General features: G+C 68.8%; 13 protein-coding genes. 7 read left to right on the plus strand and 6 right to left on the minus strand.

Going from position 1 to position 14,789, the window contains the following annotated elements; translation table 11 throughout:
* Positions 1–5 precede the first annotated feature (5 nt).
* Positions 6–2,282, plus strand: a complete 2,277-nt coding sequence (locus BO221_RS56900; RefSeq protein ID WP_073567923.1) for a S41 family peptidase — start codon at positions 6–8, stop codon at positions 2,280–2,282.
* 80 nt (positions 2,283–2,362) lie between these two features.
* Positions 2,363–2,725 (plus strand): AraC family ligand binding domain-containing protein, encoded by a 363-nt coding sequence (locus BO221_RS49385; RefSeq protein ID WP_073567924.1) that lies wholly within the window; start codon positions 2,363–2,365, stop codon positions 2,723–2,725.
* A gap of 91 nt (positions 2,726–2,816) precedes the next feature.
* Here the strand turns inward: BO221_RS49385 and BO221_RS49390 are convergent, their stop codons facing one another.
* The 5 genes from BO221_RS49390 to BO221_RS49410 form a co-directional block, all read right to left on the minus strand.
* Positions 2,817–4,235 (minus strand): protein-disulfide reductase DsbD, encoded by a 1,419-nt coding sequence (locus BO221_RS49390; protein WP_073567925.1) that lies wholly within the window; start codon positions 4,233–4,235, stop codon positions 2,817–2,819.
* 167 nt (positions 4,236–4,402) lie between these two features.
* On the minus strand, positions 4,403–5,650 hold the full coding sequence (locus tag BO221_RS49395) for an MFS transporter (RefSeq protein WP_073567926.1): 1,248 nt from the start codon (positions 5,648–5,650) through the stop codon (positions 4,403–4,405).
* 51 nt (positions 5,651–5,701) lie between these two features.
* Positions 5,702–6,748: a class I SAM-dependent methyltransferase gene (locus tag BO221_RS49400; RefSeq protein ID WP_143196145.1), complete on the minus strand. Its 1,047-nt coding sequence runs from the start codon at positions 6,746–6,748 to the stop codon at positions 5,702–5,704.
* A gap of 136 nt (positions 6,749–6,884) precedes the next feature.
* Positions 6,885–7,328: a MaoC family dehydratase gene (locus BO221_RS49405; protein WP_073567928.1), complete on the minus strand. Its 444-nt coding sequence runs from the start codon at positions 7,326–7,328 to the stop codon at positions 6,885–6,887.
* Positions 7,329–7,384: 56 nt separating this feature from the next.
* Positions 7,385–7,675 carry a hypothetical protein gene (locus tag BO221_RS49410; protein ID WP_198956340.1) on the minus strand — a complete coding sequence of 97 codons (291 nt, stop codon included), beginning with the start codon at positions 7,673–7,675 and terminating at the stop codon, positions 7,385–7,387.
* A 98-nt stretch (positions 7,676–7,773) separates the two neighbouring features.
* Between BO221_RS49410 and BO221_RS49415 the strand changes: the two genes are divergently transcribed.
* The 4 genes from BO221_RS49415 (at position 7,774) to map (ending at position 11,151) form a co-directional block, all read left to right on the plus strand.
* Positions 7,774–8,397, plus strand: coding sequence for a DUF1990 family protein (locus tag BO221_RS49415; RefSeq protein ID WP_073567929.1), 624 nt, complete (start codon positions 7,774–7,776; stop codon positions 8,395–8,397).
* Complete coding sequence (locus tag BO221_RS49420; protein WP_073567930.1) at positions 8,394–9,626, plus strand: DUF1990 family protein; 1,233 nt, start codon at positions 8,394–8,396, stop codon at positions 9,624–9,626. Before BO221_RS49415 ends, BO221_RS49420 begins: the two co-directional genes overlap by 4 nt.
* 42 nt (positions 9,627–9,668) lie before the next feature.
* Positions 9,669–9,956, plus strand: coding sequence for a hypothetical protein (locus tag BO221_RS49425; protein ID WP_073568007.1), 288 nt, complete (start codon positions 9,669–9,671; stop codon positions 9,954–9,956).
* A 214-nt stretch (positions 9,957–10,170) separates the two neighbouring features.
* The gene (gene map / locus BO221_RS49430) at positions 10,171–11,151 is read left to right on the plus strand and encodes a type I methionyl aminopeptidase (RefSeq protein ID WP_073567931.1); all 981 of its coding nucleotides are present in this window, start codon (positions 10,171–10,173) and stop codon (positions 11,149–11,151) included.
* A gap of 120 nt (positions 11,152–11,271) precedes the next feature.
* Here map and BO221_RS49435 read toward each other — a convergent pair whose 3' ends face one another.
* Positions 11,272–13,026, minus strand: coding sequence for an SPFH domain-containing protein (locus tag BO221_RS49435; protein ID WP_143196146.1), 1,755 nt, complete (start codon positions 13,024–13,026; stop codon positions 11,272–11,274).
* Positions 13,027–13,382: 356 nt separating this feature from the next.
* Here BO221_RS49435 and BO221_RS49440 point away from each other — a divergent pair, with 356 nt between their 5' ends.
* Positions 13,383–14,747, plus strand: a complete 1,365-nt coding sequence (locus BO221_RS49440; protein WP_073567932.1) for an IscS subfamily cysteine desulfurase — start codon at positions 13,383–13,385, stop codon at positions 14,745–14,747.
* Positions 14,748–14,789 lie beyond the last annotated feature (42 nt).

Raw genomic sequence — 14,789 nt, forward strand, 5'->3', positions numbered from 1 at the left:
GGTACATGCTGCGCACCCTTCTCACGAGTCTCGCGCTGGCCCTCGGCCTCGTCGCATTCACCGCGTCGGCGGCGGAGCCCAAACCCCAAGCCCTGCCCTCCCGGGAAGAGCGGCTGGAGAGCCTGGCCCGTTTGTGGGGTCAGGTGCGCTACCGCCACCCCGCCCTGGCCTACAAGAACATCGACTGGGATGCCTCGCTCGTGGCCGCCATCCCCCGGGTGGAGGCCGCCAAGGACCGTGCCGCCTACGCCGCGGCCGTGCAGGACATGCTGGACGCGCTGAAGGATCCCGCCACGCGCATCCTCCGCCCCGACGAGCAGCAGGAGGGCGCGCAGAAGGCACCCTCCGCCCCGGTGCGTGAGCTGCGCAGCTGGGAGTCCAAGGACGTGCTCGTGTTGGATCTGCGCGCCGTCAAGGACGCGGCCGTCATGGCCACCCTGCGTGGCAAGCCCGAGGAGCTGCGCCCGGACATCTCCAAGGCCAAGGCGGTGATCGTCGATCTGCGCGCCCGCGGCCTGGAGCCCAACACCGTCTGGTCCATGTCCATGGCGCTCGGCAGGCTCCTGCCGTACCTCCTCAGCGAGGAGCTCCAGGTGCCCGGGCAGCGCACGGTGTTCCACTCGGGCTTCCGCCCCCATTCGCTCGGCGGGACGAGCGGCGGCTACACCACCTCGTTCCTCACCACGGCGGGCGAGGAGCTCTCCCCCAAGGGCGATGGCAAGGCGCGCCCCGTCATCTTCCTGCTGGATGACAAGTCGTACCTGGATACCCGCGCCCTCACGATGAAGGCCCAGGGGCTGGCGCAGCTCGTCACCGAGGGCCGGCTGGACGACGGCGCGGTGGTGGAGCAGATGCAGGTGGAGCTGGGCGCGGGGCTGACGGCCTCGGTGCGCCTGAGCGAGCTGGGCATTCCCATGCGCGCGGACGCGGTGCTGCCCAAGCGCGCGCGCTCGGACAAGGACGAGACGCTCCAGAAGGCGCTCGACCTGGCGAAGAAGCCGGCGAAGAAGGGCAAGGCGGCGCGCGAGGCGGAGCTGCCTCCCGCCCGGTGGCAGCCGGACCGCAAGTACGAGGACATGCTCTACCCGAGCCGCGAGTACCGCCTGCTCGCGCTCTTCCGGGCCTGGAACGTCATCCACTTCTTCTACCCGTACAAGCACCTGCTCTCCCGGGACTGGGACGGCGCGCTGACCACGTTCATCCCGAAGTTCGAGAAGGCCAAGGACGCGGCGGAGTACGCGCTCGCGGTGGCGGAGCTGAGCACGCTCGTGCAGGACGGGCACACCAACCTGCGCGGCCACCCCGAGCTGGAGAAGCGGGGCATCGCCGGCATGAACGCCCCCTTCGAGGCGATGGAGATCGACGGCGTGGCGGTGGTGATGAACGTGTGGGACGCCGAGGCCGCGCCGGGGCTCGTGCGGGGCCACGTCATCGACACGATCGACGGCAAGCCGGTGGCGGAGCGGATGAAGGCGCTGGAGCCCTACGTGACGGCCTCGCACCCGGTGCACCTGCGGCACCGCCTGCTGGCCAAGGCACTGGCGGGGCCCGAGGGCTCCCAGGCGACGCTGGGCGTGCATGACGCCAGCGGGCAGACGAAGCAGGTGCGCTTCACCCGGAACATCCAGTCGCTGCAGAAGCCCCAGAAGGGCGAGCCGTACCGGATGCTGGCGGACAACACCGGCTACGTGGACCTGACGCGCCTGCAGAGGTCCGAGGTGGCGGACATGTTCGAGAAGTTCAAGAACACCCGGGCCATCATCTTCGACATGCGCGGCTACCCGAACGGGACGGCCTGGGCCATCGCGCCGTACCTCAACACGCGCAAGGCGCGCCACGCCGCGGTGTTCGAGCGCAACGTCGTCTCGGCGGCCGAGACCAATGGCCGGTACAAGTTCATCCAGGAGCTGCCCAAGGCGGACGTGCCCCTGTACCGCGGCCGGACGGTGATGCTCATCGACGAGCGCGCCATCAGCCAGTCCGAGCACTCCGGCCTGTTCTTCGAGGCGGCCAACGGCACCACGTTCATCGGCAGCCCGAGCGCGGGCGCCAACGGCGACATCACGGACCTGGTGCTGCCCGGCGGCATCGCGATGATCTTCACCGGCCACGACGTGCGGCACGTGGACGGCCGTCAGTTGCAGCGCGTGGGCCTGCGGCCCCAGGTCTACGTGCGGCCGACGCTCGTGGGCATCCAGTCCGGCAGGGACGAGGTGCTGGACAAGGCGCAGGAGTACCTGAGGGGCAACAGCGCCTCGGTGGCCGGCGACTCGTTCCGGTAGGAGGTCCCGGGACTTCCCGCCCGGGGAGGAGCGGGCGCTGGTAGCCTGCCGGCGCACCCTTCCCCTCCCCGGAGAGAGACATGCCGACCCTCATCCCCGCCCCCACGCGCGTCACCGCCGCGGGCAACAAGCCCAAGCTGATCGACGAGTACGTGGGGCGGGTGAACACGAAGCAGGCCGAGCTCAGCGTCGCCCACATGCGCAGCCCCGGCGGGTGGCTGGAGCCCGGTCAGACGCCCGAGTTCCGGGAGATCACCGTCGTCATCAAGGGCGCGCTGCGCGTGGAGCACAAGGGCGGCCACCTGGATGTACGCGCGGGGCAGGCCGTCATCACCGAGCCCGGTGAGTGGGTCCGCTACAGCACCCCCGAGGCCGATGGCGCCGAGTACATCGCCATCTGCCTGCCCGCCTTCTCGCCCGACACCGTCCACCGCGACAGCTGATCCACTTCAGGAGCAACAACTGCTCCTCTTCAGGAAAATGCTCGAGGGGGCCCACAGCTCCCTCTCCCGGGGGGAGAGGGGAAATCGGCCGTCAGTTGACCTTCTTCATCTCGACGACGAAGGAGCGCGGCTCGAGGAAGCCCGTCACCCTCGGGGCGCGCAACATCTCGCCGTTGGATGAGATGAAGGCCACCGTGGGCAGGCCCTCCACCCCGAAACGCTCCATCAGCGCGTCCAGCGCGTCATCGCTGTTCGTCGCGTCCACCTTCACGTTGATGAAGCGCCCCGACTCGCTGATGACCTCGAGCGCCGGATAGGTCTCGCGATCCAGCTCCTTGCAGGCCGCGCACCACTCCGCGAAGAAGTCGATCATCACCGGCCGGCCCTCGCTCTTCGCCCGGGTCAGCACCTGCTCGAGGGACTCGGGCGCGAAGCCCGCGCCCTTGGCCGGCAGCACCGCGTGCCACTCGAACGTGGGCGCCTTGGGCGGCTCCATCATCCCGAGCGACACCCACAGCGCCCCCGCCGACTTCGCATCCATCGCGCCGCCACGCAGCACCAGCGCCACCACCACCAGCGCCACGCCGAATCCCTTGAGCGTGAAGTCCCGCGCACCCTCCTTGAAGGACAGGTGGATGGCGCCCAGCAGCACGCCCAGCACCGCCAGCACCGCGGCGATGAGCGCGCCCGGCGTGTGGCCGAGCTGCTCGGCCACGCCCTTCACCGCCCCACCCACCGTGGGGAAGGCGTCCCGGATGTACGAGATGGCGAGCGCCACCAGCACGATGCCCAGCACGCTCTTCACCCACTCCATCCACACGCCACCGCGAGGCAGGCGCACGGTGAAGACACCGATGAGGAAGAAGGGCACGCCAATGCCGAGCGCGTAGATGAAGAGCAGTGCCGCGCCGAGCCCCGTGCTCTGCGACTTGGCCACGAAGGCCAGCAGGCCCGTCAGCACCGGCCCGGTGCACGGCGCCGCGAGGAAACCGGACACGCTGCCCATGAGGAATGCGCCCGTGACGCCCGAGCCGCCCACCGAGTTGAGCCGCTGCTGCAGCCCGCTCGGCAGCGCCAGCTCGAAGGCGCCGAACATGGACGTGGCCAGCAGCAGGAGGAACACCGCCAGGCCCGTCACCACCACCGGACTGCCCAGCATCGAGCCGAAGGCCTGTCCCGTCTTCGCCGCCAGCACGCCCAGCCCGCTGAACACCACCCCCATGCCGATGATGTAGGAACTGGTCAGCATGAGCGCCTTGCCCCGGCCCTCGGCCTTGCGCGCCCCGAAGACGGACACGGTGATGGGAATGAGCGGGTAGACGCAGGGGGTCATCGCGGTGAGCAGACCGCCGGCGAACACCGCGGCCGCGCCGAGCGCGAAGCTGCCGGCCTCGAGGAAGCGCGCCGCGTCCAACCCCGAGCTCGGGCCCGTGGGGAGGAGCAAGGGCACCACGGCCACGGCCAGCCCGAAGACCGCCGCAATGAGTCCCACCTTCTTCTTCGCGTCCATGTCGCTCCTGTCGCCTCGCGCGGCCCCCTATATACGCGCGAGCGGCCGGTGGTTACACCCGAGGTTGAGTCCAGGTGCGAGCAGGTAACGGAATCCATACCGGCACGCCATCCCTCCTCCGCCTCTTTCCCCAGCAGCCGGGCGGGCCTCCCGAGGGGCCACGGCTCCTACACCGAGGGAGAGGAGGTGGAGGTCGATGACGCCATGCGCCGCAAGGGCAGGAGGAGCCCCACGAAGACCACCGAGAGCACCGTGCCGAGCAGGAACACGTTCGCGTAACTCCACCCCCACTGGGAGTACAGGAGGCCCGCCAGGGGACCACTGGGCCCCTTGCCGATCACCTCCACGCTCGCCAGCAGCGTGTAGTGCGTGGCGCCGATGCGCCGGTCCACCCGCGACATCATGAACGCGAACATGGTGGTGGTGAGCACGCCGCCGAAGAAGTGCTCCGCCACGGTGGCGGCGATGACGCCTGTCTCCGTGGGCCCCTGGACCGCCAGCAACCACTCCCACCCGAGCGGGAACACGCGCAGGCACGAGGCGAGCGCGAGCGCCCCCAGCACCGGCATCCGCGTGGCGAGCACCCCTCCCGCCGCCGAGCCGAGCAACGACGCCACCGTTCCCCACGTCCCCACCCACTGGCCGATCTGCGAGACCTTGAAGCCCGCGTCGACGAGGAAGAGCTTGAAGAGCACATCCACCATCGTCTCGCCCAGCTTGTAGGTGCCGATGAAGAGCAACATCCAGACCGTGCCGGGCAGCACCAACACGGCGCGAATCTTGTCCCGCAGCTCGGCCCAGGACAGCCGCTCGTCCATCGCTCCTTCCCGCCCCTCGCGCCGAGGCTCCCGCGTCTGGAGCACCACCCCGAGCACCAGCAGCGACAGCGCCGCCATCGCCAGGAAGAGACCCCGCCAGTGGATGAGATCGATCATCCAGACGAGCAGCCCGCCCGCGGTGAGCATCCCCAGCTTGTAGCCCATCACCTGCGCCGAGTTGCCTCCTCCCAGCTCGTGGGGCTCCAGCAGATCCACCGCGAAGCCGTCCACCGCGATGTCCTGCGTGGCCGCGAAGAGGTTCATCAGGAAGACGAGGCCGAGCAGCAACGGCAACTGGCCCTCGATGGGCACGAAGGCCGCCGCCACGCAGGTGAGCACCAGGCCCAACTGCATGGGGAGGATCCACGACTTGCGCCGGCCCAGGCGCTCCGAGCCGTAGCGGTCCACCAGCGGCGCCCACAGGGCCTTGAGCATCCACGGAAGCGCCAGCACCTCGAGAACGGTGATGGCCAGCACCGACACCCCATGGGTCCGCAGGTAGACGGGCAGCGCCTTGGACTGAAAGCCGTAGGGCAGGCCCTGCGCGAAGTACAGCGCGCCGAGCAGCCCCACCTTCCGGTAGGAGATCCGCTTCACCCCCTGAACCTAGCGGAGAACCGCCCCGCGCGCCCGCCCTCCCCCTCCGCCCTACCCCTCCTTGCGCAACACCAGCAGCTTCGACATGAACCAGCGCTCCGTCTTCACCACCCGCAGCCCGTGGCGCTCGAAGAGCTCCGGGAGATCCATCCGCGAGTAGTCCTGGAAGTAGGGCTCGTTGAAGTACGTCTCGAAGTGCTCGAACGAGCCCTGTTCCTCACGGTTGGCGTCCCCCTGCTGGATGGCATCCATGAAGACCAGCGTCCCTCCCGGCTCCAGCACCCGCGCCATCTCCGCGGTGACGCGCTCGATGGCCGGTGGCGGCAGCTCGTGGAACAGCCAGATGCAGGTGACCAGGTCGAAGCGCTCCGTCCACTCCGGCAGCATCTGCTCGGCGTTCATCTGCAGGAACGTGGCCTTGCGGCGCAACAGCCGGGCCGCCTCCAGGTAGGACGGGGAGAGATCGATGCCCGTGCAGCGATGCCGCCGGTTCTGCAGCCACGCCTGGCGCATCCACGTCGCCGGGCCACATGCCACGTCGAGGATATCCAGGTGGCTCCCCTCGGGAATCTGGTCGATGACGCCCTGGCGCATGAGCCGGTTGGCGCCCATGAAGAGCAGGCGGATCTGCCACTCGTACGTCAGCGCCGCGCGCAGCGACAGGCCTCCGTTGGCCTGGTTGTGGAAGTCCGTGAGGTAGTAGTCCGGATAGGGGAACGCATCCTCCGGCTCCACCCGCAGCTCCTGCAGCCCGTGGCGCTGCTTGTGCCGCACACGCCCGATGTCCGAGAGGATGGAGCCGAGGAACAACGGCAGCGTGAGGAGATCCTCCCGCTCGGCCCGGGCCAGCGCCTCGCGCTTGTTGGGATCCGCCAGCACCCGCGCGTGCAGCTCCATGGCCCCGTTGAAGCTGTTCTTGAAGAAGGAGAGATCCACCTCGTCGATGGGCAGCGCGGTGGCCCAACCGGACATCAGCCCACTCGCGTGGAGCCCCACCCGTCCGGCCGTACGCAAGCGGGGCAGCACCTCCGCGAGCGGAGCACCGAATTGCCCGATTTGCTCCAACGAGCGAGAAAACGTGGAAATCGCGGTAGTCATGCGCTCCCAGTAGCACTCCGGGCTGACACGTCCAACACAAACGGCACGGTCGCACGGAGTGAGAAGAAGAGAGGAGCACGTGCGGCGGAAGGGGCGCTCATGGGGCCGCTCGCCCCTCCGCCGATTGCCGGGAGGCCTAGGCGGGGCGGCGGCGGAAGAGCACGGCGGCGCTCTCCGTCATCACCACCTCGCCCTGCTGGTTGCGGACCTCCATGCGGGTCCGCACGGTGCCTCTGTCCGCCTTGCTGCGCGAGGGTGAAACCTCGAGCACCTCGATGCGGGCCGAGAGCGTGTCCCCGGGCCGCACCGGGCGCAGCCAGCGCAGCTCGTCCACGCCCGGCGAGCCCATGCTGGCGGAGTCCTCCAGCACCGAGCGCACCAGCAGCCGGTGGCAGATGGCGGCGGTCTGCCAGCCGCTCGCGATGATGCTGCCGTAGATGGAACGGCGGCCCGCCTCCTCGTCCAGGTGGAAGGGCTGGGGATCATACTGCTGGGCGAACGCGAGGATCTCCTCGCGCGTCACCTCGTGAGAACCGAGCTCGTGCACCTGGCCCACCTGGAAGTCCTCGAAGTAGCGCATGCGTGTCTCCGGATGTGTCCGCGCCGGAGCATGCACCAATTGGAGCGAGCCGTGGCTCAGCGCGCGCCGAACGTCTTCACCAGCTTGTTGTAGACGCCCATGATGAGCAGCGGGCCCACCCACATGCCCACGAAGTGACTGGCCCGGGTCTTCCGCGACAGTTCCGCCGCCAGGGAGAAGCCCATCGCGCACAGGCTGGCGAAGAGGAAGAAATCCGAGGGAATCTTCGCCGTCTGCTGCTCCAGCAGCCGGGTGAACGAGCCCTCGGTGTGCTCGGCGCGCATGACCGTCGCCGCCCGGTAGTCCTGAAGTGACCTCTTGTTCGCGGGATTGATGTCCTGCTGCATGCCGCCCTCCTGTCCTCGGTGAGGGGCCCATTCCCAGGCCCCGTGCGCCCATCGTTGCGCCCGGCACCATATTGAGGACGTCCCGTGGAGGAGGCGAGATGGGGGAAGCAGGCATGGAGGCAGGCGGTGACTTGTGCGACGGGCTGCTCGCCGCCGCGGAGGGCCACGGCCCGCTGTTACAACGCGATTACTGGGCCGTCATCGAGCGCTGCGGGTGCTCGCCCTCCGAGCTGATGGAGCTGGTGGCCCGCCGCTTCCCGGAGTTCGCGCCGGAGGAGCTGGTCGTCTTCGAGCCCGAGCACGAACGGGACGGTCCCCTGGAGCCGGGCGACGAGCTGCGGGTGCAAATTCGGGGGGCGGGGACCTTCCGCGTACGCATCATCCACCGGGATCGCCAGAGCCTCACCCTGGCCACCCTGCCCGGGCACCCGGAAGCGGGACGCATCACCTTTGGCGCCTACCGCAACGAGCGGGGCGACGTCATCTTCCACATCCGCAGCCGGGCCCGCTCCGGCTCGCGGGTGAAATACCTGGGGTTCCGCACCGGCGGCGAGGCCATGCAGACCAACACCTGGACCGACTTCGTGAACGCCGTGGCCCTCACCGTGGGCGAGGGAGTCATCGGCTTCCTCCACGCGGAGACCACCCTCATGGAGGAGGCACACGAGAGCGCGGATGACGTCCGGGGCCCCACCTTCCTCGCTCGCGGAGACGAGACATGACGCACGTCGAGTGGCGCTTCCTGCGCGGCTGGTCGGCGGACGAGGTGCTGGTCCGGCTCGAGCGGGCCTCCACCCTCCCCCTCAACTTCGAGGCGGCCGAGGAGGAGATGACGCTCGACAACGGCTGGAACCAGGTGGAGTCCCAGGCCATCATCGCGAGGGATCGTCCGGGCGCGCCCATCGCGGAGGACGCGTTCGACAAGCTGAAGCACGCCCTCGTCTATTACGGCTTCTCCGACCCGCGCGTCGTGTACGGGCACTTCGACGCCGCGTTGCCCATGCAGGACCGGCCGGTGCTGCTCGAGCTCAAGTCCATGGGCCTGAGCTACCTCTGCCCGGTGCGCATCGGCGCCATCCGATCCGAGCAGCAGGACGAGCGGACCGTGTACGGCTTCCGCATCGACACGCTGCTGGGGCACATCGAGGCGGGACGGGAGTGGTTCCTCCTCAGCAAGGACCACGGCAGCGGGGAGTTGCGCTTCCACATCAAGGCCTCCTGGCGCGAGGGCCAGTTCCCCAACTGGTGGAGCCGGCTGGGCTTCACACTGCTGGGGCGGCGCTACCAACGCGCCTGGCACCACATGGCCCACGCCCGGCTGCGGGAGCTGTTGCGCACTGGCCGTCTGGATCGGCACCCCGATGCCGAGGCGTTGGTCCACGCACACCTGAAGGTGGATGAGAAGCCGGTGCAGTTCTACTCGCAGAAGAGCCTCGGCCGCCGGCTTGGCGGCGTCGAGCAGGAGAGTGAGCACATGAGACGGGATGCGTTATTGAACACCGTGGGCTTCGGAGTGCTGGCCGGAATGCGGAGCTTCAGCGCCCCCGCATTTCTCAGTCACCAGTTGGCGCAGGCGCCCGTCGATGCTCCCAAGGGGCGCGTGCATGCGCTCGCGTCCGAGCGGAACTCGCGCGTGTTGACCGTGCTGGCCGCTGGTGAGCTCGTCGCCGACAAGCTGCCGTGGGTTCCCGCGCGCATCTCTCCGCCGTCCCTGGTGGCGAGGGCCCTCTCGGGCGCACTGGCCGGTGCCGCCGTGGCCGCTCCGCACCAGAGGATGACCGTGGGCCGGGCCCTGCTCGGCGCGGCGGCGGCCGTGGCCTCGTCCTTCGCCTTCTACAAACTGCGGCAACTGGCGACGCGGGACTGGGGTGTCCCCAACGTGGTGGCCGGGCTGGTGGAGGACGCAGTGGCCCTCGCGATCGGGAACAGACTGCTCGCTCGTATCGGATGAGCGGAGCCTGGAGCGGAACGACTTCATGTGAAGGAGGCGGTGATGGTGCGGCAGGGATGGAAGAGCCTCGCCCTAGCGGGGTTGCTCGGTGTGCTCGGACTGGGCGTGGGCTGCGAGGAGCGCGGGAACCGCACGGTCCGCGAGGAGGCGCGCAAGGCCGGACAAGCCGTGGACCAGGCGGCCGAGGACGCGCGCAAGAGCGCGGAGGAAGCACGTGAGACGGCCCACGAGGCCGTGGAGGGCTTCAAGGAGGGCATGGGCGGCTCGGGACAGCCGCAGGACACTGACGGCGACGGCCAGCGCCAGGGCGAGGAAGACGAGCGCCGCTGACCCTCGCGCCGTGAGGGGCCCTTCCGTGCTGTCCTCCCCTCCCCGGCCCCCGGAACGCTCCGCATGGACGCTGGGAACACCGGGCCGGGGAGCAGGCGGTTGCCATGGCCACCCCCGTGGGTAGGTGCGCCATGCGCAAATCGCATGAGCCCTGGCGTTTCCGGAGGTGTAGATATGGGGTGCGCCAGCGGCACCTGATGAAGGAAGCACGGACATGACCACGACCAGTACGACACTCGCTCCCCCCGCGAAGCTGCCCGGCCCCAACGAGCCCTGCTGGTGCGGCAGCGGGAGCAAGTACAAGAAGTGTCACCGCGGCGATGACTCGCAGGCCCGCGCGCCCGCCCCCGCCTCCCGGCGTGTGCGGCCCGGTGCGGTGAGCCCTCGCAGGTCCGTGCCCGCTCATATCCCCCGGCCTGATTACGCGGACAAGGGCCGGCCCGGCCCTGGCGCCAAGGGAGACCCCGCCACCCGAGTGGAGCGCATGCGCAGGGCCTGCCGCGCCGCCGCTGAGGTCCTCCAGGTCTGCGGCGCCGCCGTGAAGCCCGGCGTCACCACCGACGCGATCGATGCCCTCTGCCACGAGGAATACATCCGCCGCGGTGGCTACCCCAGCACCCTGAACTACCACGGGTTCCCCAAGTCCCTCTGCACCTCGGTCAACGAGGTCATCCTCCACGGCATCCCCGACAGCCGGCCCCTCGAGGATGGCGACATCGTCAACCTCGACGTCACCATCTACCTCGATGGCATGCATGGGGATTGTTCGGCCACCTTCCCCGTGGGGAACATTGACGCAGCCTCCGAGCAGCTGCTCCGCGTGACTCGCGAGTGCATGATGCTCGGGATTGAAGCGGTCAAGCCGGGGCTGCCCATCAACGTCATCGGCCGCGCCATCGAGGCCCATGCCAAGCGCTACGGCTATGGTGTCGTGCAGTCGTACTGCGGCCACGGCATCGGGGAGATCTTCCACCTCGAGCCGCAGGTGTCACATACCTTCGACTATCACGCGACCGACATCATCGAAGAGGGCATGTTCTTCACCATCGAGCCCATGCTCACCATGGGCTCCATCCGCCACCTGGATTGGGATGATGGATGGACCGTCGTCACCGCCGATGGGAAGCGGTCCGCGCAGTTCGAGCACACCATTTATGTGACTCGGGATGGCGCGGAGATTCTGACCCAGGTGTGACGTCGTGGTGGATTGACGCGGATTCAACCTGGGAGACGGGCACCCTCACCCCGACCCTCTCCCGGGGGGAGAGGGAGTGGTTGCTCGAGTGAGGGTTGCTGGGTGGTTTACTCGGGGGTTCTACACCGCCTGGTCCTTCTTCGCCGCCGCGGGCACTTGCAGCCCCGCCGAGCGCGCCAGGCCCATCACTCCCTCCACCGCCGCCGCGATGTAGCCGAACGGGTTCGCCCCATCCACCGCCGTCACGTGCACCTCCCCCATCTTCTGCTGGAACGCCGCCGCCACCTGCGGCAACTGCTGCGCCAGCACCAGCTGGATCGCCTCCGGCGATAGCGTGTTCTCGATCTCCTTCATCGCCCTCACCTTCGCCAGCTCCGGATCCTGCGTGATCCGCGCCTTGCGCGCATCCATCTCCGCCATCGCCAGCTCCGCCTCGGCAATCGCGCACCGCGCCTCCGCTACCTTCGCCTGCGCCCTCGCCCGCTCCGCCTCCTGCTGCAACACCGCCATCATCGACCCGTGCCGCGCCGTCTGCGCCTGCTGCTCCTGGTGCATCTTCTCCAGTTCCGCCTCCGCCTTCACCGCCGCCATCTGCCGCTCGTGCACCAGCCGCGCCGCCTCCGCCTCCTGCTCCAGCTTCAGCCGCTCCAGCTCCGCCTGCGCCTTCGCCACCGCCACCGTGCGCTCGTTCGTCAGCTTCGCCGTCTGCGCCTGCTGCTCCAGCTTCAGCCGCTCCAGCTCCGCCTGTGACTTCGACGCCGCCAGCGCTCGCTCCTGCGCCAGCTTCGCCTCCGACATCCTCCGCTCCGCCTCCAGCGCCGCCAGCTTCTGCCCCTCCTCCGCCTTCGCTTTCTGCTCCCTCACCTCCAGCTCGGCGTTCAGCTTCGCCAGCGCCGTCTCCCGCTCCAACGTCACCTGCGCCTGCCGCGTGCTCCGCTCCTTCGCGACCCGCGCCTCCTCCACCCTCGACTCGACCGCCAACGCCTCCAGCTTCGCCTGCTCCTCCGCCTCCTGCCTCTTGTGACGGACCTCCTCCTCCGTCGCCAGCCGCGTCAGCGCCGTCTGCCTCTCCGCCTCCGCTTCCTCCCTCTGGATGAAGCGCTCCTTGGCCAGCTCCGCCTCGCGCGCCACCCGCTCCTGCTCCTCGCGGAAGCGCGCCTGCATGTTCGCGAACACCGTCTCCGACAGCACCCGCACGTCCTGGATCTCAATCGTGTCCAGGACCACGCCCCACCCAGAATCCGTCCGGTCCTCCGGCCTCCCCTTCCCCGACACCACCGGAGCGATCTCCTTCATCAGCTCCGTGGCGATGCCCTCCTTGCGCTTGGAGAGGCACTCCTCCACCGACAGGTTCGCCACCAGGCGCCGCACCGCACCCACGAACATCTCCCGCAGCAGCTCCGCCAGCTTCTGCTGCGCCCGCTCCGGGAAGGAGAAGTTCAGCATCCGGAAGGCCACCAGCGGATCGACAATCCGGTACACCGCCAGGCCCGTCACCTGCACGCCGACCTTCTCGTTCGTCACCTGGTCCGCGGTGAACTGCAGCCGCTGCACGCTCGTCGGCACGATGGCCACCGCGTCGCCCGGCAGCTTGAAGCACGAGGCGCCCTGCCCGCTCACCTCCCGCACCCGGCCTCGCCGCATGTGGATGAGGAACTCGCTCGGCCTCGCCGTCACCAGACCCCACTTCTTCATCTTCTCCGGGTCCTCCTCCGGCTTGCCCGCCCGCCACCCCGCCTGCGAGTACCGGCGCGGCTCGTCCCCATGCGGCGGCTCGCCCCCTCCGCTCCGCACCAGCTCGTTCTTCCCGCCCACCGACAGCTCCATGGCCCCCACGGCGTTCAGCTTCACGGCCCGCTTCTCGTTCGTGCTCATCGGTGCTCCCTCCGAAATCTCTCGGAGTCCCCGAATTGCAGTCTGTCGGCCAACCCCTCGCTGCCCTGAAATCGCGCACTTGGCCCCGCGGGGTGTTCCACCCTGGCCCACCCGCTCCAAAGTGGAGCGCGCCGCTCCGGCTCACTCCATGTATAGTGGACTGAATCGGTCCGATTCGTGGTTGATGGAGGCTGGAAGGCCCGCCCCGCATGTCGTCTTGACCGGGGGAGCCCTCTTTTATATTTGACCGTTCCAGTCCACATTAGGTGTGTCCATGTAGGCGCACCTAGGAAGCACGCGGGGTTATCCGGCCCTCGCGGCGAGCGGACAGACAGCCGCCCGGAAGGTTTACCGAGATGCTGAAGCTGCCCATCTACATGGACAACCACGCCACCACCCCGATGGATCCGCGGGTGCTGGAGGCGATGATGCCGTACCTGCGCGAGGACTTCGGCAATGCCGCGTCGCGCAACCACCCCTTCGGCTGGAAGGCCGAGGCGGCGGTGGAGCAGGCGCGCAAGCAGGTGGCGGCGCTCATCGGCGCGTCCGAGAAGGAGCTCGTCTTCACCTCGGGCGCCACCGAGTCCGACAACCTCGCCATCAAGGGCGTGGTCGAGTTCTACAAGGACAAGGGTGACCACATCATCACCCTGAAGACCGAGCACAAGGCGGTGCTCGACACCTGCAAGCGCCTGGAGCGCGTGCGCCAGGAGCGGCTGGACGAGCTGAAGCTGATGCGGCTGTCCCAGCTCACCGGCGCGCCCGTGTCGCGCGACAACCTCGCCGAGCTGTCCATCAAGCACGACCTCGACAGCGACCCGGTGTACCGGCAGTGGGCGGAGATGCCCACCGGCGGCGCGCGCGTCACCTACCTCGAGGTGGAGAAGGACGGCCGGATCGATCTGAAGAAGCTCGAGGCGGCCATGACGGACAAGACCATCCTGGTCTCCATCATGCTGGCCAACAACGAGATCGGCACCGTGCAGCCGGTGGCGGAGATCGGCAAGCTGTGCCGCCAGCGCGGCATCCTCTTCCACTGCGACGCGGTGCAGGGAATCGGCAAGGTGCCCTTCAACGTGGAGGAGATGAACGTGGACCTCGCGTCCATCACCTCGCACAAGATGTACGGCCCCAAGGGCGTGGGTGCGCTCTACGTGCGCCGCAAGCCGCGCGTGCGCATCGCCCCCATCATCGACGGCGGCGGCCATGAGCGTGGCATGCGCTCGGGCACGCTGAACGTGGCGGCCATCGTGGGCTTCGGCAAGGCGGCGGAGATCGCCCGCCTGGAGATGGCCGACGAGTCCGCGCGCCTGCTCCGCCTGCGCGAGAAGCTGCGCAAGGGCATCATGGACCAGCTGGACATGGTGACGGTGAACGGCTCGATGGAGCACCGGCTGCCGGGCAACCTCAACATCTCGTTCGCCTACGTCGAGGGCGAGGCGCTGATGATGGCCATCAAGGACGTGGCGGTGTCCTCGGGTTCGGCGTGCACCTCGGCGTCGCTGGAGCCCTCGTACGTGCTGCGCGCGTGCGGCGTGGAGGAGGAGCTGGCGCACAGCTCCATCCGTTTCGGCCTCGGCCGCTTCAACACCGAGGAGGAGGTCGACTTCGTCATCAAGCTCATGGTGGACAAGGTGAACCGCCTGCGCGAGATGAGCCCTCTGTACGAGATGGCCAAGGAAGGCATCGACCTGAAGAGCATCGAGTGGACGGCGCACTAGCCCTCTTTCGAGCCCTCCCCTGAGTGGAGGGCGAACGGGCTC

This window comes from Archangium sp. Cb G35, assembly GCF_001896145.1.
Classification (GTDB): Bacteria; Myxococcota; Myxococcia; order Myxococcales; family Myxococcaceae; genus Archangium; species Archangium violaceum.

Excerpts from the sequence above, each read along its gene's own strand:
- BO221_RS49425 (WP_073568007.1), top strand. The coding sequence starts at position 9,669 with ATGGTGCGGCAGGGATGGAAGAGCCTCGCCCTAGCGGGGTTGCTCGGT.
- map (WP_073567931.1), top strand. The coding sequence starts at position 10,171 with ATGACCACGACCAGTACGACACTCGCTCCCCCCGCGAAGCTGCCCGGC.
- BO221_RS49400 (WP_143196145.1), bottom strand. The coding sequence starts at position 6,748 with ATGACTACCGCGATTTCCACGTTTTCTCGCTCGTTGGAGCAAATCGGG.
- BO221_RS49440 (WP_073567932.1), top strand. The coding sequence starts at position 13,383 with ATGCTGAAGCTGCCCATCTACATGGACAACCACGCCACCACCCCGATG.
- BO221_RS49410 (WP_198956340.1), bottom strand. The coding sequence starts at position 7,675 with ATGCAGCAGGACATCAATCCCGCGAACAAGAGGTCACTTCAGGACTAC.
- BO221_RS49405 (WP_073567928.1), bottom strand. The coding sequence starts at position 7,328 with ATGCGCTACTTCGAGGACTTCCAGGTGGGCCAGGTGCACGAGCTCGGT.
- BO221_RS49390 (WP_073567925.1), bottom strand. The coding sequence starts at position 4,235 with ATGGACGCGAAGAAGAAGGTGGGACTCATTGCGGCGGTCTTCGGGCTG.
- BO221_RS49385 (WP_073567924.1), top strand. The coding sequence starts at position 2,363 with ATGCCGACCCTCATCCCCGCCCCCACGCGCGTCACCGCCGCGGGCAAC.
- BO221_RS49415 (WP_073567929.1), top strand. The coding sequence starts at position 7,774 with ATGGGGGAAGCAGGCATGGAGGCAGGCGGTGACTTGTGCGACGGGCTG.
- BO221_RS56900 (WP_073567923.1), top strand. The coding sequence starts at position 6 with ATGCTGCGCACCCTTCTCACGAGTCTCGCGCTGGCCCTCGGCCTCGTC.
- BO221_RS49420 (WP_073567930.1), top strand. The coding sequence starts at position 8,394 with ATGACGCACGTCGAGTGGCGCTTCCTGCGCGGCTGGTCGGCGGACGAG.
- BO221_RS49435 (WP_143196146.1), bottom strand. The coding sequence starts at position 13,026 with ATGAGCACGAACGAGAAGCGGGCCGTGAAGCTGAACGCCGTGGGGGCC.